20 protein-coding genes and 1 pseudogene are annotated in these 24,054 nt (G+C 71.2%); 4 read left to right on the plus strand and 17 right to left on the minus strand.

Annotated features, from left to right (window positions below; genetic code table 11):
• Positions 1-90: 90 nt before the first annotated feature.
• Positions 91-285, plus strand: coding sequence for a hypothetical protein (locus GA0070561_RS04280; RefSeq protein WP_091395197.1), 195 nt, complete (start codon positions 91-93; stop codon positions 283-285).
• A gap of 45 nt (positions 286-330) precedes the next feature.
• Here the strand turns inward: GA0070561_RS04280 and GA0070561_RS04285 are convergent, their stop codons facing one another.
• The 10 genes and pseudogenes from GA0070561_RS04285 to GA0070561_RS04330 form a co-directional block, all read right to left on the minus strand.
• Positions 331-2,703 carry a glycoside hydrolase family 65 protein gene (locus tag GA0070561_RS04285; RefSeq protein WP_091395200.1) on the minus strand — a complete coding sequence of 791 codons (2,373 nt, stop codon included), beginning with the start codon at positions 2,701-2,703 and terminating at the stop codon, positions 331-333.
• Positions 2,700-3,503, minus strand: a complete 804-nt coding sequence (locus tag GA0070561_RS04290) for an HAD family hydrolase (protein ID WP_091395203.1) — start codon at positions 3,501-3,503, stop codon at positions 2,700-2,702. The genes GA0070561_RS04285 and GA0070561_RS04290 overlap by 4 nt, the downstream gene beginning before the upstream one ends.
• A 59-nt stretch (positions 3,504-3,562) precedes the next feature.
• Complete coding sequence (locus GA0070561_RS04295) at positions 3,563-4,027, minus strand: DUF4442 domain-containing protein (protein ID WP_091395205.1); 465 nt, start codon at positions 4,025-4,027, stop codon at positions 3,563-3,565.
• 61 nt (positions 4,028-4,088) lie between these two features.
• A complete protein-coding gene (locus tag GA0070561_RS04300) occupies positions 4,089-5,099 on the minus strand; it encodes a hypothetical protein (protein ID WP_091395208.1) in 1,011 nt (336 codons plus the stop codon).
• Positions 5,100-5,192: 93 nt separating this feature from the next.
• A complete protein-coding gene (locus tag GA0070561_RS04305) occupies positions 5,193-6,491 on the minus strand; it encodes an ABC transporter ATP-binding protein (protein WP_091397356.1) in 1,299 nt (432 codons plus the stop codon).
• Positions 6,492-6,617: 126 nt separating this feature from the next.
• Complete coding sequence (locus GA0070561_RS04310) at positions 6,618-8,828, minus strand: bifunctional glycosyltransferase/CDP-glycerol:glycerophosphate glycerophosphotransferase (protein ID WP_091395211.1); 2,211 nt, start codon at positions 8,826-8,828, stop codon at positions 6,618-6,620.
• 14 nt (positions 8,829-8,842) lie between these two features.
• Positions 8,843-10,903, minus strand: a complete 2,061-nt coding sequence (locus GA0070561_RS04315; protein WP_091395215.1) for a DUF5941 domain-containing protein — start codon at positions 10,901-10,903, stop codon at positions 8,843-8,845.
• Positions 10,900-11,505 (minus strand): annotated as a pseudogene (locus GA0070561_RS04320) (ABC transporter ATP-binding protein); the annotation flags it as partial. The pseudogene GA0070561_RS04320 and the gene GA0070561_RS04315, both read right to left, overlap by 4 nt.
• 142 nt (positions 11,506-11,647) lie before the next feature.
• On the minus strand, positions 11,648-12,475 hold the full coding sequence (locus GA0070561_RS04325) for an ABC transporter permease (RefSeq protein ID WP_091395221.1): 828 nt from the start codon (positions 12,473-12,475) through the stop codon (positions 11,648-11,650).
• A 71-nt stretch (positions 12,476-12,546) separates the two neighbouring features.
• Entirely contained in the window at positions 12,547-13,917 is a 1,371-nt protein-coding gene (locus tag GA0070561_RS04330; protein WP_091395224.1) for an L-serine ammonia-lyase, read from the minus strand.
• Between the two features lie 557 nt (positions 13,918-14,474).
• Here GA0070561_RS04330 and GA0070561_RS04335 point away from each other — a divergent pair.
• A complete protein-coding gene (locus GA0070561_RS04335) occupies positions 14,475-14,684 on the plus strand; it encodes a PspC domain-containing protein (RefSeq protein ID WP_030486383.1) in 210 nt (69 codons plus the stop codon).
• 462 nt (positions 14,685-15,146) lie between these two features.
• On the opposite strand, the gene GA0070561_RS04340 is transcribed toward GA0070561_RS04335, so the two are convergent.
• The 7 genes from GA0070561_RS04340 to pdxH form a co-directional block, all read right to left on the minus strand.
• Positions 15,147-16,013 (minus strand): DUF4230 domain-containing protein, encoded by an 867-nt coding sequence (locus GA0070561_RS04340; RefSeq protein WP_091395227.1) that lies wholly within the window; start codon positions 16,011-16,013, stop codon positions 15,147-15,149.
• 99 nt (positions 16,014-16,112) lie between these two features.
• Entirely contained in the window at positions 16,113-17,276 is a 1,164-nt protein-coding gene (locus tag GA0070561_RS04345; protein ID WP_091397360.1) for an acyl-CoA dehydrogenase family protein, read from the minus strand.
• A 44-nt stretch (positions 17,277-17,320) separates the two neighbouring features.
• Positions 17,321-17,626 (minus strand): type II toxin-antitoxin system VapB family antitoxin, encoded by a 306-nt coding sequence (locus GA0070561_RS04350; RefSeq protein WP_091395231.1) that lies wholly within the window; start codon positions 17,624-17,626, stop codon positions 17,321-17,323.
• Positions 17,627-17,813: 187 nt separating this feature from the next.
• Positions 17,814-18,416: a nitroreductase family protein gene (locus GA0070561_RS04355; protein ID WP_091395235.1), complete on the minus strand. Its 603-nt coding sequence runs from the start codon at positions 18,414-18,416 to the stop codon at positions 17,814-17,816.
• A complete protein-coding gene (locus GA0070561_RS04360; protein ID WP_091395238.1) occupies positions 18,416-19,345 on the minus strand; it encodes an aldose 1-epimerase family protein in 930 nt (309 codons plus the stop codon). Before GA0070561_RS04360 ends, GA0070561_RS04355 begins: the two co-directional genes overlap by 1 nt.
• 18 nt (positions 19,346-19,363) lie before the next feature.
• Positions 19,364-20,662 carry an MFS transporter gene (locus GA0070561_RS04365; RefSeq protein ID WP_091395241.1) on the minus strand — a complete coding sequence of 433 codons (1,299 nt, stop codon included), beginning with the start codon at positions 20,660-20,662 and terminating at the stop codon, positions 19,364-19,366.
• Positions 20,659-21,288, minus strand: a complete 630-nt coding sequence (pdxH, locus tag GA0070561_RS04370; RefSeq protein WP_091397364.1) for a pyridoxamine 5'-phosphate oxidase — start codon at positions 21,286-21,288, stop codon at positions 20,659-20,661. The genes GA0070561_RS04365 and pdxH overlap by 4 nt, the downstream gene beginning before the upstream one ends.
• Before the next feature lie 278 nt (positions 21,289-21,566).
• Here pdxH and GA0070561_RS04375 point away from each other — a divergent pair, with 278 nt between their 5' ends.
• A complete protein-coding gene (locus GA0070561_RS04375; protein ID WP_091395245.1) occupies positions 21,567-22,673 on the plus strand; it encodes a citrate synthase 2 in 1,107 nt (368 codons plus the stop codon).
• Between the two features lie 217 nt (positions 22,674-22,890).
• Positions 22,891-24,018, plus strand: coding sequence for a phosphoserine transaminase (gene serC / locus GA0070561_RS04380; RefSeq protein WP_091395248.1), 1,128 nt, complete (start codon positions 22,891-22,893; stop codon positions 24,016-24,018).
• Positions 24,019-24,054: the final 36 nt, after the last annotated feature.

Below are 24,054 nucleotides of genomic sequence, written 5' to 3' on the forward strand. Positions count from 1 at the left end.
CCGCGTTTGCCCGCTGGGGCGCCGGGTACGCGACGAGCGACCGCAGACCGTGTCGGCGCAGCCGCGCCCCGACGGATCGCGAGGATCGCCATGGCCAAGCAGCAGATTTCCCGGCAGCAGCAGCTGACCGAGCGCACCCAGCGTGAACAGGACGCCGAGCGCAATCAGGACGTCGGGGACCAGGATTTCGGAGACCAGGCCGCTTCGGCCCGGCTGCCCGACGACCCGAAGGCGGCGGCGCCCCGGGACGCGATCGGGCGTCCGTCCACCGGCGAGCCGGTCTGACCCACAGCGCGGGCGGGCGGGGCGGGAAGATTCCCGCCCCGCCCGTCACTGTTCGCGCTCTGGCAAACGCAGCAGCGGAGACCGGCCGGGGGGTTGCTCGGGCGGTGGGCCGGACGGCTCGGCCGGCGGCACCGGCACCGTCACCGGCTCGTCGCAGGTCACCCGCAGTACCTGGTCGTGGTGGCGCAGCTCCACCACGTCGTCCGGGCCGCCGTGGCGCAGCGAGTACGTCGTCTGGTGCGGCCGGACATCCACCCGCAGCGCCAACCCCCGCCACTGGAGCGAGAACTCCAACCGGCTGAGTCGGCTGGAGAGCCGGGGGGCGAAGGACAGCTCGCCGTCGTGGTCCCGTAGACCGCCGAACCCGCTGACCAGGGCGAGCCACGCGCCGGCCAAGGACGCCATGTGTACGCCGTCTCGGGTGTTCTCGTTGAGGTCGTGCAGGTCCATCAGCGCGGCCTCGCGCAGGTAGGTGTGCGCGAGTTCGGGATGGCCCACCTCGGCGGCGAGCACCGACTGGGTGCACGCCGACAACGACGAGTCGCGCACGGTGCGGCGCTCGTAGTAGAGGAAGTTGCGCACCTTCTCCTCGGGGGTGAAGGCGTCCCCCCGCCAGTGCATGGCGAGGACCAGGTCGGACTGCTTCACCACCTGCTTGCGGTACAGCTCGAAGTACGGGTAGTGCAGCAGCAACGGGTACTTCTCCGCCGGTGTGTGCGTGAAGTCCCATTCCTGGAGTCGGGTGAAGCCCTCCACCTGCTGGTGGACCTCGAGCTCCTCGTCGTACGGGACGTGCATGGAGGTGGCGGCGTCCCGCCAGCTCGCGGCCTCCTCGTCCGTGACGCCGAGGTGGAACGCCTCGTCCCGGTAGCGCATGACCACGTCGGCGGCGGCGAGCAGGTTCCGCTGCGCCATCAGGTTGGTGTAGACGTTGTCGTTCTTCACGGCGGTGTACTCGTCCGGGCCGGTGACACCATCGATGTGGAACTGCCCGTGCCGGTCGTGGTGGCCGATCGAGCGCCACAGCCGGGCGGTCTCCACCAGCAGTTCCAGCCCGATCTCCCGTTCCGACTGGGTGTCCCCGGTGACCATCACGTATCGGCGCACGGCGTCGGCGATGTCCGCGGCGATGTGGAACGCTGCCGTACCGGCCGGCCAGTATCCGGATGATTCCGGGCCCTCGATGGTCCGCCAGGGAAAGGCTGCGCCCCGGAGGTTGAGCGTCTCGGCACGTTCCCGCGCCGAATCCAGCGTGCTGTGTCGCCACTGCAACGCGCTGCGCACCGCGCTCGGCTGGGTGTACGTGAGCACCGGCAGGACGAACATCTCGGTGTCCCAGAAGGCGTGACCGTCGTAACCGGGGCCGGTCAGCCCCTTCGCCGAGATCGGCCGCTGCTCGGCCCGCGCGCCGGCCTGCAACACGTGGAAGAGCCCGAACCGGACCGCCTGCTGCACCTCCGGGTCGCCCTCGACCAGCACGTCGGAGGCGTCCCAGAACGCGTCGAGGTAGTTGCGCTGCTCCCGGTGCAGCCCGTCCCATCCGTCGAGCCGGGCACCGGCCAGCGCCGCGCCGACCTGGTCGCGCAGCGCCGGCAGGGACCGGCGACTCGACCAGCTGTACGTCAGATACTTGATCACCCGGAGCTTCTCGCCGGGCTGGAGCACGCAGGCGATGGTGGTGCGCACCCAGTCCTGGTATCCCTCGGACTCGATGGTGGTGTGGTCCGGGCCGTGCACCTCGTGCTCCATGGCGGCGGCGACCCGCAGACCGGAGACCTTGGTGCGGTGGATCAGCTGGCCGCCGTCGGGGGTGGTCAGCTCCTCCTCGGCCTGGAGCGGCGACTCCAGCACCGCCGCGACCCGGGGGTCCTTGCTCTGCGCGGGCAGTGACTCATTCGCCACCAACTCGGACTGCACGATCAGCCGCAGCGGGCCGTCGACGGCCTCCACCTCGTAGCTGATGGCGGCCACGGACCGCTGGGTGAACGAGACGAGACGGGTGCTGCGGACCTTGACCTCCCGGCCGGCGGGCGAGCGCCAGTGCAGCTCCCGGTGCAGCGTGCCGGCCCGCAGGTCCAGGATCCGCTCGTGCGCGATCAGCTCGCCGTAACGCACGTCGAGCGGTTCGTCGTCGACCAGCAGCCGGATCAGTTTGCCGTTGGTGACGTTGACGATGGTCTGCCCGGACTCGGGGAAGCCGTAGCCCGCCTCCGCGTACGGCAACGGACGCAGTTCGTAGAACGAGTTGAGGTAGGTGCCGGGCAGGCCGTGCGGTTCGCCCTCGTCGAGGTTGCCCCGCAGGCCAACGTGCCCGTTGGAGAGCGCGAAGACCGACTCCGACTGGGCCAGCACGTCCATGTCCAGCCGGGTCTCCCGGACGTGCCACGGCTCCACCGGATAGGCGCGCTCCCGAATCATCCGGAGCCTCGTTCGGCGGCGAGCGGGTCGGTCGCGGTGCGGTTCGGCGCCGGTGGGTCCGCGCGGTCGAGAAGGTCGGCGAGGTCCGTCACCACGATGTCGGCGCCGTGGGCGAGCAACTCGTCGGCCTGCCCGACCCGGTCGACGCCGACCACGTAGCCGAAGCCACCGGCGCGGCCGGCGGCCACCCCGGAGAGCGCGTCCTCGAAGACGGCGGCCTGCGTCGGGTCGACGCCGAGCAGCCTGGCCCCGGCGAGGAACGTGTCGGGGTGTGGTTTGCCGCGCAGCCCCTGCGCACGGGCGACCAGCCCGTCCACCCGGGCCTCCAGCAGCGGCTCGAATCCGGCGACGGCGACCACCTCACCCCCGTTCGCGCTGGCGGTGACCACGGCTCGGCGGAGCCCGGCGGCGGTCGCCGCCTTCAGATACCGCACGGAGCCCGGGTAGACCTCGACGCCGTCGGTACGCAGACGGTGCAGCAGCAGGACGTTCTTGCGGTTGCCCAGGCCGTTGACGGTCTCCGCCTCCGGCGGGTCGTCCGGGTTGCCCTCGGGCAGCACGATCCCCCGGGAGGCGAGGAAAGACCGGACGCCGTCGGCGCGGGGGCGGCCGTCGACATAGCGGTTGTAGTCCGGGCCCGGATCGAACGGTTGGAACGGTTCGCCGGAGACCGTGGCGCGCTGGCGGAGAAACTCGTCGAACGTCTGCGTCCAGGCAGCGTTGTGCACGCGGGCGGTCTGCGTCAGCACACCGTCCAGATCGAAGAGACAGGCGGTCACGTGAGCAGGTAGGCCCAGCACGGTACGAATCTATCCACCCTGCTGGGCCCGCAAACCCGTTTCGGCCGCCCTGGGGCGTTTCAGTTCGGTCGCAGCGTCCAGATCACTGTCATCTCCGAGGTCGGCTTGCCGTCCTCGGTGGCGATCTGGACCACGACGGGGAATTCCGGGCGCCGACCGGCGGCCAGTTCCTCGGTCACCTCGGCCGCCGGCCGGCCGAGTCGCGCGGTGGCCAGCACCGGACCCATGGCGAGTTTCCGGTAGGCGATCTCGGCCCGGACGGCCAACGGCACGGCACGGTCGAGCAACTGCCCGAAGGCGGCCAGCACGACCGCGCCGGAGGCCGTCTCGCCGAGGGTGAACATGGCGCCGGCGTGCGGGCCCCCGATGTGGTTGTGGGTGGCCGGCGAGTCGGGCAGCCGGACGACTGCCCGCACGCCGCCCTCCGCCTCGGGTGCCACCTCGACGAACTCGATACCGAGCGTACGAGCGAACGGCACCGCTTCCAGCATGCCGGCCGCCACCTGGCGGGAGTCGATAGTCATGGCCTGACGTTACTAACCAGTAACCAGGCCGGCAACCAGCGACTTCGCCGTCCGGGCACGGTCAGAGGTTGCCGATGATGCGAAGGATCTCCGCATAGAAGTTGCCGTCGATGCTGCGGAAGAAGGAGAAATCCTGCCCCGGGTCGCCAAAGAACGGCCGCAGCGTCCAGGCCAGCTGGGTGCCGACAAAACCGAAGAGCAGGATCCAGATGTAGAGCAGGGTCATGCTGGCCGGACGCTGCGTCGGCTCCCCGCGTCGGGCCGTACGGCCGTCCCACGGGCGTTGCGCCACGTACCCGGGCGGCAGCATTCCGGGCGGGAACGAGGCACCGGCCGGCTGCCCGGCCCACTGCGTCGGAACCTGGGCCGGAGCCGTCGCGGTGGTCACGGCACCGTTCGCAGTCGACTCGGCCACGGCGGCCCCGGCCGGCACGGCGACCGGCTCGGCGCTCTGACCGGCGACCGGCACGGCAGCCGGCGTCGGCCCGGCTGGCACCGCGACCGGCACGGCCTGGGCCGGCGCCGGAGCGCTGGCCTGCCCGTCGACAGTGGCGTTGGCGGCCTCGGGCGCGAGCAGGCCGTGGTCGTTGAGCACCTGCATCCCGCTGGTCAGGAAGCGCAACCCGACCAGCGCCGACAGGGTCAGGATCGACACGTTGAGCAGCTTGAAGAACCCGTAGTCGTTGGCGGTGATCAGGAAGAAGAGGCTGATCGGCGCGAACGCCACAGCGAGCATCGAGGTGACCGTGATCGCCACCATCACCAGCGCCAACGACTGCCGCACCGAGAGCCGGGCACCGAAGACCAGGTTGAACAGGTAGAGCGTGGGCAGGCAGATGACCAGGGTGACCAGGAACAGCAGCGGCAGCTTCAGCGCCGAGGTCAGCGCCATCAGTGGGCTGTGGAAGAAGCCCAGCACCGCCCCGTAGCAGGCCAACGCGATGGCGGAGCTGGTCAGCATCCGCCCGGTCAGGGCGTTGAGGTCACGCTCGGCCACGATCTGCTGCCAGATGCTCTCGCGATCCCGCAGGATGCGCTCGATGACGAGCGGGCTGGGACGGTCACCCGACACGGGTGCACCCCTCTCGGTGGTCTTTCACAGTGGACTGGTGGGCAGACGGTAGGGCACCGGGTGGCGGGCCCGCCACCCCGTCCGGGGACGTCGTCAGCGCCAACCCACGTCGATCCGGTCGCCGCGCTCGTCGAAGAAGTGCAGCGCGTCCATCCGTACCGAGACGGCGAGCGGGTGACCGGCGCTGACCGCCGGGTACGGCGCCAGCCGCACCGCCAGCTCCGCCGGGCGGCGGTGGTGCCGGCCCGGATCGGGGAGCACGCTGGTCTGGACGCCACTGGCCGGGGCCTCCTGCGCCTCCACCGGCTTACCGGTGAGCCGCTGCATCACCGAGCCGAAGCGGCGCAGGCCGCGCTGGCCGACCGGCGGCGGTTCGAGCGGGGCACCCATCTCGTCGACCACGATCGCGGTCGCGCCGATGTCGAGGAACGCCAACGACTCGTGCCCGTGGTGCTCCAGGTAGCGGATCCGCCCGCGCAGCACGTCGCCGGGGCTGTCCGGTGCGACCGGAGTGAGCGCCTCGGCCCGCATGCCGACCACGATCCGCTCACCGTGGTAGTGCGCCACCGCCCGACTGCGGATGTCGTTCCAGGGCAGGTAGAGCGACTGGTCACCGAGGTTGAGCGTGACGTACCGGTCGAGATGGACGTAGACCGACGCCTCCAGCAGGTTCATCCGTGGGCTGCCCAGGAACGCCGCCACGTAGAGCGTCGCCGGCCGGCCGTACACCTGGGTCGGGGTGCCCACGTCCTGGAGCACGCCGCGGCGCATGATGGCCACCCGGTCGGCCATGGTGAGCGCCTCGGCCTGGTCGTGCGTGACGTAGACGGTGGTGACGCCCAGCTCGCGGGTCAGGCCGGAGATCTCCGCGCGCAACTCGGCCCGCAGGCCGCTGTCCAGGTTGGACAACGGCTCGTCCATCAGGAACAGGCCGGGCCGGCGGACGATCGCACGCCCCATCGCCACCCGCTGCCGCTGCCCGCCGGAGAGCTGGCCCGGCTTGCGGGCCAGCACGTCACCGATGCCCAGCGCGCTCGCCACGTCGCTGACCCGCTCGCCCCGCGGCTCGGGCTCGACCCCGGCCAGCCGCAGCGGGAACGCGATGTTGTCGCCAACGGTCATGTGCGGGTAGAGGGCGAAGTCCTGGAAGACCATGGCGATCCTGCGGTCCCGTGGGGGCAGGTCGTTCGCCACCTCCCCGTCGAGCATGACCGCACCGGTGGTCGGCTCCTCCAACCCGGCGATCATTCGCAGCACTGTCGACTTGCCGCACCCGGACGGCCCAAGAAGCACCATGAACTCGCCGTCGTTCACATCGAGGTTGATGCTGTCGACGGCCAGCGTGCCATCTCGGAAAACCTTGGTCACATCCTTGAGCGTGACGGTGCTCACCGTCTTCCCCCCCAGCGCGCGTCGACCGAACCCCACAAGACTGTGACCAGGATCATGGGTTTGTGACATCGGGTAAACGTCTCATGTTCGATCGATGACACTGCTATTACACGACAGAAGCCGCGATCAGCAGCGCGTGGACCGCTCGCCGGGCTCCCCGAGGAACACCTGCCGGACCACTCGCTCCGCCGCCCGCCCGTCCTCCAAGGTGCAGAACCGGGCCCGGAAATGCTCGCGGGCCTTGGTCGCCGCGTCCGAGCGCACCCCGTCGGTACGGAACAGGTCGAGCAGATCGGCGAAAGTGGAGGCTACCGCGCCCGGCGGTTCGGCGGTGACGTCGAAGTAGACCCCCCGGGCCAGCCGGTACGCCTCCCAGTCCGGGGTGTAGAGCACGATCGGCCGGTCCAACACCGCATAGTCGAACATGGCCGACGAGTAGTCGGTGACCAGCACGTCCGCCACCAGGTAGAGGTCCTCCACCCGTTGATGGCCGCTGACGTCACGAACCCGCTCCCAGTCCCTTGGCCGGCCGGGGCGTCGATCACGGTCGTGGAAGTAGTGGCTGCGCATCAGCAACCGGCCCGAGTCACCCAGCGCCTGGACGAACCGGTCCGGGTCGAACGGCGGCCGGTAGCCGGGCAGGTGCTCGCGGTGCGTCGGGGCGTACAGGACGACCTGCTCGTCGGGGTCGAGGCCGAACTCCGCGCGGAGTCGGCGCACCTCGTCTCGGCTGGCCGTGACCAGGCGGTCGTTGCGCGGGTACCCGACCTCCAGCGTGGTGTACGTGGCCGGGTAGGCCCGGTCCCACATCTGGGTGGAGAAGCTGTTGGCGCTGACGCTGTAGTCCCAGCGGTCCACCCGGCGCAGCAGCCCGGCGAAGTCCATCCGGCCCGCGCCGATCGGGTAGCGCTGCTGATCCAGCCCCATCACCTTGACCGGCGTGCCGTGGTGGGTCTGCACGTGCACCTGTTGCGGTCGCTTGCGGACGAAGTCCGGGAAGTTGACGTTGTTGACCAGCCACCGGGCGCGGGCGAGCACCCGGTAGTACGCCGGCGTGCCGGCCACCACGTACTCCACTCCGGCCGGCACGGTGTCCACCCGGTCCCGGCGCACGATCCACACCCCGCGAACCCCCGGCGCCAACCGGCGGGCGACCTCGTAGATGGCCGCCGGGTTGCAGGAGTAACCCCGGTACCAGTACGCCGCGTACACCGCGAGCGTCGGGTCGACCGGCCGCCGCAACTCGGCCCGGTAGTACTCGCGCAACAGCCCGTCCCGGGTCAGCCGGGCACCGCGCCGGGCGACCGGGCCGACAGTGCGCCGCGCGGTGCGGGCCCGCCGGCGGGCGGCGTCGCGGGCCCGGCTGGCGGCCCGCAACGCGCTGAAGGTGCGCCACCGGCCGGAGGCGACCAGCTTGTGCTTGATCCCCTCGACCCCGTCCGGCACCGGATAGCCGCCGGCCGGCAGCCAGCGCTCGTAGTCGGCGGTGATCTGCGCGAAGAACGCCTCCCGCAGCTCCGGCGCGATCCGCTGACCATTGCCGAGCACTGTCAGGTAGTGCCAGATCATCCGTTCGAAGACCGCCGGCCGCAGGGCCTCCGTCGCCGACCCCCACGAATCCATCAGGTGGAAGACCCGGTGCCACTGCGGGAAGACCTCGAAGTGCCGGTCACCCCGCGTTCGAGTGATCGCGCCGGCGCGGCGTTGGCGGTAGTTGACGCAGACCCGGTCGAGTACGCCGATCCGGTGCGCGGCCATCAGCACCGGGTAGCTGAACGAGACGTCCTCGTACCAGCCGGGCGCGAAGCGCAGCCCCAGGTCGGCGAGGAACTCCCGACGGACCAGCCGGTTCCACGCGGTGTGCAGCAGGTGCATCGCCTGCGGCCGGTCCCGCAGGCGGAAGGTGTCCGGGCCCGGCGACTCCGGGAACACCTCGGCCATCGCGCTGCGGGTCGCGGTGTCGTTCCAGTGGGTGCGCACGTGGTCGACCAGCAGGACGTCCGGGCGGGTGACCCGCAACCGTTCGGCGACCTCGGTCAGGCACTCCGGGGCCAGCCAGTCGTCGCCGTCGAGGAACCACACGTACTCGCCGACGGCCCGGTCCAGCCCGATGTTCCGGGCCGGACCGAGGCCGACGTTCCCCGACAGCCGGACCGAGTGGACCCGCTGGTCGCGGGCCGCGTACTCGTCGATGATGTCGCCGCTGGCGTCCGGCGAGCAGTCGTCGACGGCGATCACCTCGATGTCGGTCTCCGGCTGACCGAGGATGGAGTCCAGGCATTCCCGCAGGTATCCCTGCACCCGGAAGGCCGGCACCACGAAGCTGATCAGAGTCATCCGGCCGCCCTCCGTCAGCGCGGCGCGGCACCTCCAGCGCCCGCCGGCGCCACCGACGCCCGCGCGCTACGGGCCGGTCGCACGAACCAGGCCAGGACGACGCTCACCACGAAAACCACGAGAAGGTACGCACCGAGTGTAGCCAGTCCGATACCCGCAATACCGGCGATCGCCGCGAGGGCCAGCAGCACCGAGCGCCCCTCCCAGCCCAGCGACGCCGCGTGCAGGGGCGGTGCCGCCTGTCGCTTCTCCAGCCGGGCGGTCAGGTCGTAGTGGTGCACTGTGAGCACGAAGACGTACCCGAAGATCAGCCAGCCGGGCGCCGCACCGACCACGCCGACCGCGATGGCGAACAGGTACTCGGCGGCCCGCAACGCCGCGGGCACCAGCCAGTCCAGCGGACCGTTGTGCGCCGCCCCGGCGCCCAGGCCGCCGACCAGCAGCACCAGCAGCGCCACCGGCACCGCCCAGCGCAGCCCCTCGGGCGCGTCGCTCAGCAGCGCCCCGACCAGCAGCACCGCCGGGCCGAGCGCGGCGATCACCGCCAGGGTCAGCGGCCCCATCGGGCGGACCACCGGCAACCAGCGGGCCAGCGGTCCGTCGTCGCGGTGCAGGGTGGCGTCGACCGTGTCCAGCACCGGCACCCACATCCAGCGGGCCCGCAGCGTCCGCAGCGCCCCGGTGTACGCGAACGCCAGCACCCCCCAGACCAGCACGGCGATCAGGCTGACCAGCGGGTTGAACAGCGCCACGGTCAGCGCGATCAGCGCCCACCGCTCACCGATCGGGAAGACCACTGTCCGCTTCAGCCAGTACGACACCGACCCGGTGTCCGCCTGCACCCGGGTCGACGCCGCGTTGAGCCGGTCACCGATCCCGCCGCTGGCGTTCGTCGCCGTACGCGGACGACGGGCCGCCTCGTCGTGCAGCACCCCGTACCAGGTGTCGGTCATGTGCCGAACGGTCTGCAACGTCATCGCGGCGATCGCGAGCGCCCACCCGTTGCCCAGCCCGGCGTGGCTCACCCCGAAGCCCAGCCCGGCGTAGACCAGGTACTCCTTGGCCCGGTCCGCCATCGTGTCCAGCCAGCCACCCCAGGCGCTGAAGTGCCGGGTGTAGCGGGCCAGTTGGCCGTCCACGCAGTCCAGCACGAAGCCCAGGTAGAGCAGCACCGCGCCACCGACCAGCGCGGGCCGCCCACCGACCCCGAACAGCACCGCCGCGCCCAACGCGAAGAGCACCGAGATCGCCGTCACCCCGGTCGGGGTGAGCCGGAGCCGGGCCGAGAGCCGGACCACGTACGGCGACCAGGTGCTGACGAAGTAGGTGGAGAAGAAGTCGTCCTTCTCCTTCACCGACAGCCGCAGCTCGGCCCGGTCCTCGTCGACAGCGGTCACCGCCGCCTCGGCAGCGGTCAGCCCGGCCTGGTCCTCGACCCGGTGGGCGACGAGCAGGCGTACCCGCTGGGCGAAGATCAGGGTGCCGAGCGCCGCGAGACCCGCGGAGAGCCGGTCCACGGCGGACCCGGGGCCACCGGCCGCGACCGATCCCCCGGACCCGACCCCGCCGGTCGCCGGCAGCGGCGCCACGTCGCCGGCCGGGCCGATCGGGGCGGCGACCGGGAGCATCCCGGACGCGGCGGCCCGGGCGGCGGCCGCGAGGGTCGGCAGGTCGTCCACGCCGACCCGCAGCGCGCCGCCGAACACGCCGGTGGCCGCCCCGTCGAGGGCGTCCAACGCGCCGGCGTCGACCACCTGGCCGCGCTCCTCCCGCACGGCGGTCCGACCGGGCACCGGCGGGTCGCCGAGGACCAGCGCCACAGTGGGACCCACCGGGCTGGTGGCCAGGTGCCGCAGTACGGCGGTGTGCGCGACCAGGTCCGTGCCGGTGATCAGCACCGGGGCGGTCGCGGTGGTGACCAGGTCGGACAGCTCGTCGAGATTGGCGGCGAAACGCACCTCGTCCGCCCCGGCCAGGCGCAACTGGGCGGCCAGCCGGTCGGCCAGCGGCTCACCGGTCGCCGTGGTCAGGCCCGCCGCGGGCGTCCCGGCGGCGAGCACGATCGCGAGCGTCACCGCGGGACCGCAACGTGGTACGCGTCGAGCGCCTCGGCGATGGTGCCGTCGAGCGTCAACCGGCCCGCGTCGAGGTACAACCCCCGACGGCAGAACCGGGTCAGGTCCTTTTCGTTGTGTGACACCAGCACCAGCGTGCGCCCCTCCCCGAGCAGACGATCAATAGTCGCGTAACACTTCTTGCGGAACTCCGCGTCCCCGACCGCGGTCACCTCGTCCATCAGCAGGATCGGGTGCGGCAGGTGCGAGATGATCGCGAAGCCCAGCCGCACCTTCATCCCCGACGAGTAGTGCCGCACCGACGTGTCGATGGCCCGTTCCACCTGCTCACCGGCGAACTCGACGATCTCGTCGAAGTGCCGCTTCAGGTAGCTCGTCGACAGCCCGTGCAGCCCACCGACCAGGTGCAGGTTCTCCCGCCCGGTCAGGTCGTTGGAGAAGCCGGCGGACAACTCCAGCAACGGCGCCACCGCGCCGTGCACCCTGATGCTGCCCTCGTCCGGTATGAGCACCCCGGCGATCAGCCGCAGCAGTGTGCTCTTGCCGGTGCCGTTGCGCCCGATCACCCCGACGGTCTCGCCGGGCTCGATGCTGAACGACACGTCCCGCAGCGGCCAGAACTGGCCGGGCAACGCGCCACGGGCACCCCGGTGGATGAACAACTCGCGCAGCCGCAGTTGGCGGCGACGGTTGCGGACGAACCGGATGCCCAAGCCATCGGCCTCGATGATCGGCGCGGCCACGTCAGAGCTCCTTGAGCACGGCGGGCTCCAACCGGCGGAACGACCACCAACCGGCGGCCAGCACCAGCACACTGCCGACGATCGTGGTGGCGAGCAGCCGGGCGTCCGGGAACTCGTCCGGATACCAGATCGCGTGGTGCAGCTGGAAGATCCCGACCAGCGGGTTCAGCTCGTACACCACCTTCAACCAGCCGGGCAGCCCGGACTCCCGCACCAGGCTGAGCGGATAGATGATCGGCGTGGCGTAGAAGAGCACCCGGATGATCAACCGCATCAGCCGTTCCACGTCGCGCATCAGCACGTTCCACGCGGACAGCAGCAGGGCGAGCCCGGTCAACAGGACGGCCTGGACGGCCACCGCCAGCGGCAGAGAGAGCAGCGACCAGCCGGGGTGGATCCGACCGTGCACCGCGTAGATCACCGCGATGGCGATCAGGATCGGCAGGCCGGCCGCGTACTCGGCGAACCGGCCGGTGACCCGGCCGATCGGAAAGACCTGACGCGGCACGTTCATCGTGGTGATCAGCCGGGACTGGCCGGTCAGCGCGTTCGTCGCCTCGCTCAGCGCCGAACTGGTCCACATCCAGGCGAAGATGCCGGTGATCAGGAACAACGGGTACGACCCGGCCGCCTCACCGAGGTGCCGACCGGTGTCCCGGGAGTAGAGCACCCCGAAGACGAACCAGTAGATGGCGCCCATACCGAGCGGCTCGATCAACGACCAGAAGTAGCCCAGCACCGACTGCTGGTACTTGACCGCGAGATCCCGCCTGACCAGGATGCGCAGCGAGTTGCGGTGCGACCACAACGCCGCGACGCCAGAGGTCACCGCAGCCTCCCGCCTCCTGAAACGGACGACAGGTTAGCAGTCGGTGAACGATTGCCCCGAATCGACCGGACTCAGCACTCGATCACGTTGACGGCCAAACCGCCACGCGCCGTCTCCTTGTACTTGACCTTCATGTCGGCGCCCGTCTCCCGCATGGTCTTGATGACCTTGTCCAGCGACACCTTGTGCACCCCGTCGCCGCGCAGCGCCAGCCGGGCGGCCGTGATCGCCTTGATGCTAGCCACCGCGTTCCGCTCGATGCAGGGGATCTGCACCAGGCCACCCACCGGGTCACAGGTCAACCCGAGGTTGTGCTCCATCCCGATCTCGGCCGCGTTCTCCACCTGCTCCGGGGTGCCACCGAGCGCCTCGGCCAGCCCCGCCGCCGCCATCGAGCACGCCGAACCGACCTCACCCTGGCAGCCCACCTCGGCGCCCGAGATCGAGGCGTTCTCCTTGAACAGCACACCGATCGCGCCCGCCGTCAGCAGGAACCGCACCACACCCTCGTCATCGGCGTCCGGCACGAACCGGGTGTAGTAGTGCAGCACCGCCGGAATGATCCCGGCCGCACCGTTGGTCGGCGCGGTGACCACCCGGCCGCCCGCGGCGTTCTCCTCGTTGACCGCGAGCGCGAACAGCGTCACCCAGTCCATCGCGTGCAGCGGGTCGGCCGTCCCGGCCTCCGCCTCCAGGCCGCGCCGCAGCTCCGCCGCGCGCCGCCGAACCTTCAACCCCCCAGGGAGTACGCCGTCCCGCTCGCAGCCGCGCTGCACGCACTCCTGCATCACCCGCCAGATCTCCAGCAGACCAGCCCGGATGTCCGCCTCGCTGCGCCAGGAACGCTCGTTGGCCAGCATCACCTCGCTGATCGACAGCCCGGTGCGGGTGGTGACGTCGAGGAGCTGCGCCCCGGTCAGGAAGGGGTACCGCACCACAGTGCTGTCCGGCTTGATCCGGTCCGCCCCGGCCGCCGCCTCGTCCACCACGAACCCGCCACCGACGGAGTAGTAGGTGCGACTGCGCAGCTCGGCGCCGGCCCCGTCGTACGCCGCGAAGGTCATCCCGTTCGGGTGGTACGGCAACGACCGGCGGCGGTGCAGCGTCAGGTCCCGGTCCGGGTCAAAGTCGATCTCGTGCGCGTCGAGGATGTTGATCCGCCGCTCGGTCCGGATCCGCTCGACCCGAGGACCGACCGTGTCCGTGTCGACCGTCTCCGGCGACTCGCCGGCCAACCCGAGCAGCACCGCCGGGCCGCTGCCGTGGCCGTGCCCGGTGGCACCCAGCGAGCCGAACAGCTCGGCCTGCACCCGCGCCGTGTCGCTGAGCAGCCCATCGGCCTTCAGCCCGCCGACGAACGTCCGCGCGGCCCGCATCGGCCCCACCGTGTGTGAGCTGGACGGCCCGATACCGACGCTGAAGAGGTCGAAAACACTGATCATGGCTGCGCTTCCTCGCCGTCGTCCCGGCGTACGGGACCCGGCCGGGTCGTGACCGCCGGTCTGGCGGCCCCGCTCGTGACCGTCCGGGGTATGGGGTGCCGGCCCTCCGGGGTGTGGAAGGCCGATCAATCAGCCTACCCGCCCAGCTCACCGCCCACCCGGTCCGGGACGTGAACACCCGACCACCGTCTCTCCCGCCCGGCGCGGCCTTGGCCGCCCGGCGCCGCCTCGCCCCCCAGTCGCCCGCTCGCTCCGCAAGATCGTGCTCGATCCAGGAAGTAGTGGTGTCCGCCCGCCTCGATGCCACTACATCCAGGATCGAGCACGATCTCCGGCCGCCCGCGGCGGCCGAGAGCGGTGGCAGGCGCGGCGCGGGCGGGGCGGGGGCGGGGCGCCAGCGCGGGCGGGGCGCGGGAGGCGTCAGCGGGGGGTTGCCCGGGTAATGCACCTACGGGTCCACGGGTTGCCGCTCCTCCTCGGGACCGAGGGCGAGGTGGCCATCCCTTTCTACCGTGGATTGCAGACGCGGCGCACCGCCGCAGAGTGGGAGTACGACGATGAGTCGCAAACTGGTCCGGCCCCGCGAGGGGCGCATGATCGCCGGTGTCTGTGCCGGCCTCGGACGGCGGTTCGGCATGTCGGCCGGAATGGTCCGGCTGCTGTTCCTGCTGTCGCTGCTGCTGCCCGGCACGCAGGTGATCGTCTACCTGATCCTGTGGGTGCTGATGCCGAACGAGGACCGCTACCTGGCGTCCACCGGCCACTGAACCGCCCCGCGCACCTGACGTAATCGCAGATCTTGGACAGTTTCCGTTAGCTGCTAACGGAAACTGTCCAAGATTGCTCGGTCCGCCACCACGACGATGCCTCATATCCGGCGAATCGGCCGCGCGCCTACGCGGGGGGCCTCCGGACCCTTGGCTGCCGTTCCTCACCCCCCATCCGCGCGCACAGGCCCCCTGGTCCGGCTCCCCCAGCGCCGGGCTCCCGCAACGCCGGGCTCCCGCAGAGCCGAACTCCCGAAGCGCCGAACTCCCGAAGCGCCGGGCTCCCGCAGCGCCGGGCTCTGCCGAGGGCTCATGCCAACACACGACGTGCAACAGGGCCGAGGGTGCGCCACGGACCCAGACGGTGCCGGGGGCAAAGGGGCAGCACGGGAATCGAGGGGCAGGACGGAAGCGCCCGCTCCGACGAGAGTCGGGGCGGGCGCTTCGGCGTACGGGGGCAGGTCAGGGGGCTATGTAGGTGACAGTGACCTGCTGGTAGCCGAGGGAGCGGAGCAGCCCCTCCAGCATCTTGCGGGTGTTCTCCTCGGCTCGGGCCGAGAGCCCGCTGTCCCGGGCGGCGGCGGTGATCCGGTCCTCGGCGAGCTGGTAGACCTGCTGCTGCCGGTTGGGGTCGTTGCCGACGAGGTCACCGAGTCGGTTGAGCAGACCGCGCTCCTCGGCGAAGACGTAGCTCTTCTCCATGTCGAGATTGGTCTCACCGAACTGCGGCGCGGGCAGCTTGATCTCGACGGATTTGCCGTCGGCGGACTGGACGACGGCACCCTCACCGATCTTGGTGAAGTCGACGTACGCCTCGACGCTGCCGGCCCCGACGAACAGGGTGCGCTCGTTGAGCAGGAAGTCTGGAACGTTGCGCCGGTCGTTCTGCGTGTCGACCACGACTTGGAAGTTGCCTTCCGCGGCCACGTAGCGGCTGAGGTCCTGGATCGACTTCAGCAGCGGTGGCTGACTGCGATCGGTCTGCTCCTTGGCGAACGGGTTGCGGAACTCCGGCAGGATGCCGGTCGCCTGGATGCCGAGCAGCACGACCACGGCCAGCGCGGCGGCGCCGAGCAGCAGGAGCAGACCTCGGGCCGCCCCACCGCCACCGCCGGGGCTGTCGCCACCGCTCGTCGGGCCACCGGGACCACCGGGGCCTCCAGGCCCTCCGGGGCCAGCAGGCCCACCGGGACCGGCCGGCTCGCCGGGGCCACCCGGCGTATCCGTGGTCCAGTCGGGTGTCGCGGTCGACCGCGCCTTGAGATCGTCACCGGTCGGGTAACCGGGGAACTCTCTCGTGGGCTCGTTGCTGCCAGCGTCGCGGGCCATCACGCTCACCGTCCTCGTCAGACACGTCGTCTGTCAATGACGGTACGGCCCCGATACGACAGGCGCGCGGCGAGCGCCAGGAAGCGACAAACGGGCAGGTCAGGCGAACGCGGAGAGCCCGGTGAGCCGTTGCCCGATGACCAGTTGGTGGATCTCGGAGGTGCCCTCGTAGGTCAGCACGCTCTCCAGGTTGTTGGCGTGCCGCATCACCGGGTACTCACCGGAGACGCCGTTGGCGCCGAGGATGGTGCGGCACTGCCGGGCGATGGCCAGGGCCTCCCGCACGTTGTTCAGCTTGCCCACGCTGACCTGCTCGGGTCGCAGCCGCCGGGCGTCGGCGAGCCGACCCAGGTGCAGCGCGAGCAGTTGTCCCTTCACCAACTCGACGGCCATGTCGGCGAGCTTCGCCTGGGTGAGCTGAAAGCCGGCCAGTGGGCGACCGAACTGGGTGCGGCTGCTCGCGTACGCCAGGGTGGTCTCCAGGCAGTCGCGGGCCGCACCGACCGCGCCCCAGACGATGCCGTAGCGGGCCTCGGTGAGGCAGCTCAGCGGCGCCTTGAGCCCGACCGCCTCGGGCAGTTGGGCGTCGGCCGGGAGCCGGACGTCGTCGAGCACGATCTCGCCGGTCACCGACGCGCGCAGCGACATCTTGCGGCGGATCTCCCGGGCCGTGACGCCGGGAGTGTCCATGGGTACGGCGAAACCCCGTACGCCGTCGTCGGTGCGCGCCCAGATCACCGCGACGTCCGCGATCGGGGCGTTGGTGATCCACATCTTCCCGCCGGTGAGCACCCAGTCGTCGCCGTCGCGGCGGGCCCGGGTGGCCATCGAGGCGGGGTCGGAGCCGTGATCCGGCTCGGTCAGGCCGAAGCAGCCGATCGCCTCACCGGTGGCCATCGACGGCAGCCACCGTTGCTTCTGCTCCTCGCTGCCGTAGCGCCAGATGGCGTACATGGCGAGCGATCCCTGCACGGAGACCAGGGAGCGGAGGCCGGAGTCGCCGGCTTCCAGCTCCTGGCAGGCCAGCCCGTAGGCCACTGCGGAGGCGCCGGCGCAGCCGTAGCCGGTCAGGTGCATGCCGAGCAGGCCGAGCTTGCCGAACTCGCGGGCCAGCTCCCGGGCGGGCACCTTGCCGTCCTCGTACCAGTCGGCGACGTGGGGTCGCACCCGGTCGTCGACGAGTTGGCGGACGACGTCGCGGATCTGCCGCTCCTCCTCGCTGAGCGACGGGTCCAGGTCGAGCAGGTCCAGCGCAGCGGTCATGGACGCCACCCTAACGAAGGTTCAGCGCGGGAAAGAAGGGCTCGTCACTCGATGGGCCCGGAGAGCACCAGCACCCGCGCGTGGATCTGGTTGCGCTGCTGGAGGGCGGCGCGCAGCGCCCGGTGCAACCCGTCCTCCAGGTAGAGCCCGCCGTTCCACTGCACGACGTGCGGAAAGAGGTCACCGTAGAAGGTGGAATCCTCGGCGAGGAGCTTGTCCAGCGCCAACTCGCGCTTGGTGGTGATCATCTGATCCAGGCGCAGTGGCCTCGGCGGGATCTCCGCCCACTGCTTGAGCGTCAGATTGTGCTCCGGATAGGGACGCCCGTCCCGGACCGCTCTGAAGATCACGACGGCACGCTCCCCTCCCCGTGGCCGGGCCGACCGACGGCGCCGAGCCGGGCCGCGGCGGGCACCGCACCGCGCGGCACCGATGACCGTGCCAGCCTAGCCGCCCAGCGCACGCTACGTTCTGCTCCCTGATGTCAGTTTCGCTATCGCTCGTCCGATCCTCAACCGGACGAACGGGACGTCAGCGTCAGTTCCACCGGCCGCGCCGCACGACCTCGTCCATCGGGCGACGCCCACGGCGCAGCGATGGTGACCGATGGTCGGCTGCACGGTAACCGATTGTGACGGCGCCGATGGGTTGATACTCCGCCGGCACGCCGAACGCGTCCCGGTAGGCGGCGAGCCGCTGGGGCGGAATACCGAAGAAGCACGCGCCCAGCCCCTCGTCCACGGCGGTGAGCAGCATCAGCAACGCCGCGAATCCGGCGTCGACGTGCCAGTACGGCACCGGCCAACGGTCCGTGGACTGATCCGTCCAGCCCTTGTCCGGCTCCGCGTACCGCCGCAGGTAGGCCGACTCGTTGGCGTGCGGCACCACGATCAGGGGTGCCCGGCGCATGCCAGCGAGCCAACGCTCCCGCCCACCGCCATCGGGGGTGGTGGCAGCCCAGAATCGGTCCCGATCGGCCAGTTCCTCCAACACCAGGAAACCCCAGCCCTGGGCGAAGCCGGCCGACGGCGCGCGGACCGCGTGGTCGAGCAGCCGGTCCACCACGTCGGGCGGGACCGGGCGGTCCGGGTCGTAGTTGCGCACCATCCGCCGTCGGCGGACGACCTCGGCGAACTCCATCAGGCGCCGGGGCGGATGCCCCAGGCACCTCGCCAGGTGGTGCCGGGCTTGAGGGTGAGCAGGTCCTTGCCGGACCGGAACGAGTCCGGTGGGCAGGTCATCGGCTCGATCGCCACCGAGCGGCGGTGCCGCTCGCCGGTGAGGGCGTCCCCGGTGAACACCTGCCACCAGCCGAACTCGGCGTCCGCCCAGATGCTCACCCCGGCCGAACCGTCCGGCGCGGCGAGGCTCACCGACGAACCGCCGTCCGCGTCCCGGATCACCTCGCCGAAGCAGGAGTCCAGGACGGCCGCGCCGATCCGGCGAGGGCTGGTCCAGTCGTACTCGGTGCCGGCCACCGGGGTCACCCCCACCGGCAGCAGCCGACCGTCCACCAGCACCCGGCTCCGGGTGGGCAGCCGCAGCACCAGGTCGTCCACCGCGACGCCCGGCAGTTGCAGGTACGGGTGTACGGAGAAGCCGAACGGGGCCAACTCCCCGCCGATGTTGGTCACCTCGTGCTCGGCGCGCAGCCCGTCCGCGTCGACGCTCCACCGGCTGCGCAGCCGCAGCGGCCACGGGTAGCCGGGCTGCGGCGGCAGGTCGTAGCCGACCGTCACGGCGTCCGCCGACTGCTCCAGCAACTGCCACGGCACCCAGTTGACCAGCCCGTGGATGGCCACGTGCCGCTCCGGCTCGGTCAGTGCGAGCTGGTGCGTCCGCCCGTCGAACGAGTAGCGACCATCGCGGATCCGGTTCGGCCAGGGTGCCAGCACCTGCCCGGTGCAACCGGGGCAGACCTCGTCGGTCTGGTACCCGTCGAGCAGGTCGACACCGTCGTGCCGGTACGTCCGGAGCCCACCGCCGATCTCCACGATGACGGCCTCGTGGCCGGCGGCGGAGATGGTCCACTGGGCGCCGGAGAACGGGCGCGGATCGGGGCTTTCCATGCCGGCGACCCTAACCGGTCAGGTCCGGTTGTCGCTCGACGCCGTCGCCGCCCGGTAGCGCAGCAGCGCCGGGAAAGCGACCGCGAGCACCACCACGAGCACCGCGGAGGCGAGCCCACCGGCCACCCAGGCCACCCCGCCACCGAACCCGGCGGCCATGGTGCCGGCGCGCAGATCACCCAGGCGTGGGCCACCCGCCACCACTACCGTGTTCACGCCCTGGAGTCGGCCGCGCATCCGATCCGGTGCGTAGACCAGCAGCATCGACTGACGCAGCACCGCGCTGATCAGGTCGGCGGCACCGGCCACGGCGAGCAGCACGACCATCAGCCAGAGCTGGTGGGCCAACCCGGCCGCGGCGATCGCCAGGCCCCAGCCGACCACCGCGAGTACCAGGCCGAGCCCCTGTCGGCGGAGCCGGCCGATCCAGCCGGAGGTCAACCCACCGATCATCGAGCCGATCGCGATGGCGCTGTAGAGCAGACCGACCGAGCCACCGCCGCCGAAGCGCTCGTGCGCGATCTCCGGAAAGAGGGCCCGTGGCATGGCGAGGATCATCGCGATCAGGTCCACCCCGAAGGACAGCAGCAGGACCGGGGTGGTGGCCAGGTAGCGGAACCCGTCGACGACGCTGGCCAGACCGGCACGCCGGGCCTGGCCGTCGGCGGTGGGCTCGGGCGGGAGAGAGGGCAGCCGCAGCGCGGCCCAGAGCATCGCGGTGAACAGCACCGCGTCCAGCCCGTAGGCGATCGGCAGGACCACAGTGGTGTCCGGCGAGGCGGAGAGGATCAGACCGGCGGCGAGCGGGCCGGCGACCGAGGCGGCGGTGAAGGTCGTGTAGTTCAGCGTGGTGGCGGACGCCACCAGGTCTTCCGGCACCAGCCGGGGCAGCATGGCGCTGCGGGCCGGCGAGCTGATCGCGAACGCCACCGACTGCAACGCCATCAACGCCAGTAGCAGCACCGGGCTGCCCACGTCCAGCACCGCCTGGAGCAGCAGCCCGAGAGTGGATGCCCAGAGCAACAATGAGCCGCCGAGCAGCACCGCACGCCGGTCGCGGGCGTCGGCGACCGCGCCGCCCCAGAGCCCGAAGATCAGCAACGGTACGAAGGCGGCCACGCCCAGCAGGCCCACCCAGAACGAGTCCCGGGTCAGGGCGTACATCTCCACCGGCACCGCGACGGCGGTGAACTGGAAGCCGAACATCGCCACTGTGTTGCCGAGCCAGAGCCGGCGGTACGCCGGAACCCGCAGCGGTCGTACGTCGATCGCCCAGCGGCGCGCGGCGCGCGGCCGGGTCTCCCGCACACCCGTCACGGCGCCAACCGCTCGACGATCCAGCCACCCTCGTCGACGCGACGGAAGCGGAGCCGGTCGTGCAACCGGCCGGCCCGGCCCTGCCAGAACTCCACCGACTCGGGTTGGACCCGCAGCCCGCCCCAGTGCGACGGGGTCGGGATCTCGGCCTGGTCGGCGAACCGCTCGGCCGCCTCCTGGTACCGCTGCTCCAGCGCAGCCCGACCCGACACCACCTGGGACTGAGGGCTGGCCCAGGCACCCAGTTGGGAGCCGCGCGGCCGGCTGGCGAAGTACGCCTCGCTCGTGGCGCGGTCGACGTGCGAGACCCGCCCGGCGACCACCACCTGACGCTGCATGGGAAACCACGGAAAGACCAGGCTGGCGTACGGGTTGGTGCTCGCCTCGACGCCCTTGCGCGAGAGGTGGTTGGTGAAGAAGACGAAGCCCTCCGGGTCGTACCCCTTCAGCAGCACCGTCCGCCCGCTCGGCCGGCCGGCCGAGTCGGCGGTGCCCACCACCATGGCGTTCGGTTCGGACAGCCCGAAGGCCACCGCGTCGGCGAACCAGCTGTCGAACTGGGTGTGCCAGTCGACGGCCAGGTCAGCCTCGGTCAGGCCCAGGTCCGCGGCGTACTCGTTACGCATCGCGGCCGGGGCGGGTGTGTCACCCGTCACGTCCCCACTCCTTCTCGGGGGCCCCACCAGCACCCTCCCGCGCTGACCAGCCCGCCCTGCCCAGTCTCACTGAGCCGGACGGAGAATGCGCGTCCGGGGATGTCGCGTGCAGCACAGTCGCAGCGGGTCGCGTATCCCTTACTCAGCAGGCAGTATGTTGCGAACACATCCCTGAGGGTCGCCTAAGGCGCTCGGCCGATCGGGCCGGATGAGCGATCGGGCGCACCGACCAGATCCAGGAGAGCGACATGGCCGATTTCAAACCCGGGCTGGAGGGCGTCGTCGCCTTCGAGACCGAGATCGCCGAACCTGACCGTGAGGGCGGTGCGCTGCGCTATCGCGGAGTCGACATCGAGGATCTGATCGGCCAGGTGTCGTTCGGCAACGTGTGGGCACTGCTGGTCGACGGCCGGTTCGGGCCGGGCCTGCCGCCGGCGGAGCCGTTCCCGGTGCCGGTGCACTCCGGTGACATCCGCGTCGACGTGCAGTCCGCGGTCGCCATGCTGGCTCCGTACTGGGGTCTCAACCAGCTGCTGGACATCTCCGACGAGCAGGCCCGTGAGGATCTCGCCCGGGTCTCGGTGACCGCGCTCTCCTTCGTCGCCCAGTCCGCTCGCGGCCTCGGCCTGCCGGCGGTGCCGCAGAAGGAGATCGACAAGGCGCAGACCATCGTCGAGCGGTTCATGAAGCGCTGGCGCGGCGAGCCCGACCCGCGGCACGTCAAGGCCGTCGACGCGTACTTCATCTCGGCCGCCGAGCACGGCCTGAACGCGTCCACCTTCACCGCTCGCATCGTCGCCTCCACCGGGGCGGACGCGGCTGCCTGCATCTCGTCGGGCATCGGCGCCCTCTCCGGCCCGCTGCACGGCGGCGCCCCGTCCCGGGTGCTCAGCATGCTGGAGGCGGTGGAGCGCAGCGGCGACGCCGAGGGCTACGTCAAGGGCGTGCTCGACCGCGGCGAGCGGTTGATGGGCTTCGGCCACCGCGTCTACCGTGCCGAGGACCCGCGGGCCCGAGTGCTCCGGCGTACGGCCAAGGAGCTGGGCGCGCCGCGCTTCGAGATCGCCGAGGCGCTGGAGAAGGCCGCCCTCGCCGAGCTTCAGGCCCGCCGCCCGGACCGGGTGCTGGCCACCAACGTCGAGTTCTGGTCGGCCGTGGTGCTGGACTTCGCCGAGGTGCCGGCGCACATGTTCACCTCGATGTTCACCTGCGCGCGGATGGGCGGCTGGAGTGCGCACATCCTGGAGCAGAAGCGCCTGCAGCGGCTGGTCCGCCCGTCCGCCCGCTACATGGGCCCGGAGACCCGCAAGCCGTCCGACGTCGAGGGCTGGGCTGCCATCCCGCACGGCGTCTGAGCTGGTAGAAAAGGGCCCCTCCCCGACGCCGGACGTCGAGGAGGGGCCTTTTCGTCGCCGCGCGTGGTCATTGTCGTCGGCCACCTGAGCCGACTGTGGCGAAGGACTCAGACCGACCGCCGGGACCCCGCCCATCGCCGTCCGGCCCGGGTGCGAGGATGGGGGCCGGCAGTGTCGCCGGGCCCACCCTCGCCCTTGCGGAAGGATCTTCAAGACCGTGGCTGACGCACCGATCATCCGGATTCCCGATGAGATCAAGCCCGCCGATGGACGCTTCGGCTGCGGCCCGTCCAAGGTCCGCCCGGCGGCGGTGTCCGCTCTCGCCGAGGTCGCGACCACCTACCTCGGCACCTCGCACCGGCAGAAGACGGTCCGTGACCAGGTGGCCCGGCTGCGCTCCGGCATCGCCGAGTTCTTCTCGCTGCCCGAGGGCTACGAGGTGGTGATCGGCAACGGTGGCACCACCGCGTTCTGGGAGGTCGCCACCTTCGGCCTGATTCGCGACCGGGCCCAGTTCGCCAGCTTCGGCGAGTTCGGCGCCAAGTTCGCCAAGTCGGTCAAGGACGCCCCGTTCCTCGGTGAGCCGACCGTCCGCAAGGCCGACGCGGGCAGCGCGCCGACCCTGGTCGCCGAGTCCGGCGTGGACGCGTACGCGACGCCGCAGAACGAGACCTCTACCGGTGTGGCCGTCCCGATCAGCCGCGTGGCCGGTGCCGACGAGGGCTCTCTGCTGCTGGTCGACGCGACCTCCGGCGCGGGTGGCCTGGAGGTCAACGTCGGTGAGACCGACGTCTACTACTTCGCCCCGCAGAAGTGCTTCGGCTCCGACGGCGGTCTCTGGCTGGCTCTGATGTCCCCGGCCGCACTGGACCGGGCCGCCGAGATCAAGGCGTCCGGGCGCTACATCCCCGCCTTCCTCGACCTGGTCACCGCGATCGACAACTCGCGGCTGGAGCAGACCTACAACACCCCGGCGCTGGCCACCATCTTCCTGGCCGCCGAGCAGACCGACTGGATGAACGCGCAGGGCGGCCTGTCCTGGGCGGCGAAGCGCACCGCCGAGAGCGCCGCCGCGGTCTACGGCTGGGCCGAGCGGTCCAGCGTTGCCACTCCGTTCGTCACCGACCCGGCACTGCGCTCCAACGTGGTCGCCACCATCGACTTCACCGACTCGGTGGACGCCACGGTGATCGCCAAGGCGCTGCGCGCCAACGGCATCGTGGACACCGAGCCCTACCGCAAGCTCGGTCGCAACCAGCTGCGGGTGGCGCTGTTCCCGGCCGTCGAGCCGGCCGATGTCGAGGCGCTCACCGCGTCCATCGACTACGTGGTCGAGCGACTCTGACGTTCGTCACGGTCGGTGTCCGTTGGGGCCTCCACG

The organism is Micromonospora saelicesensis, from assembly GCF_900091575.1.
GTDB lineage: Bacteria > Actinomycetota > Actinomycetes > Mycobacteriales > Micromonosporaceae > Micromonospora > Micromonospora saelicesensis.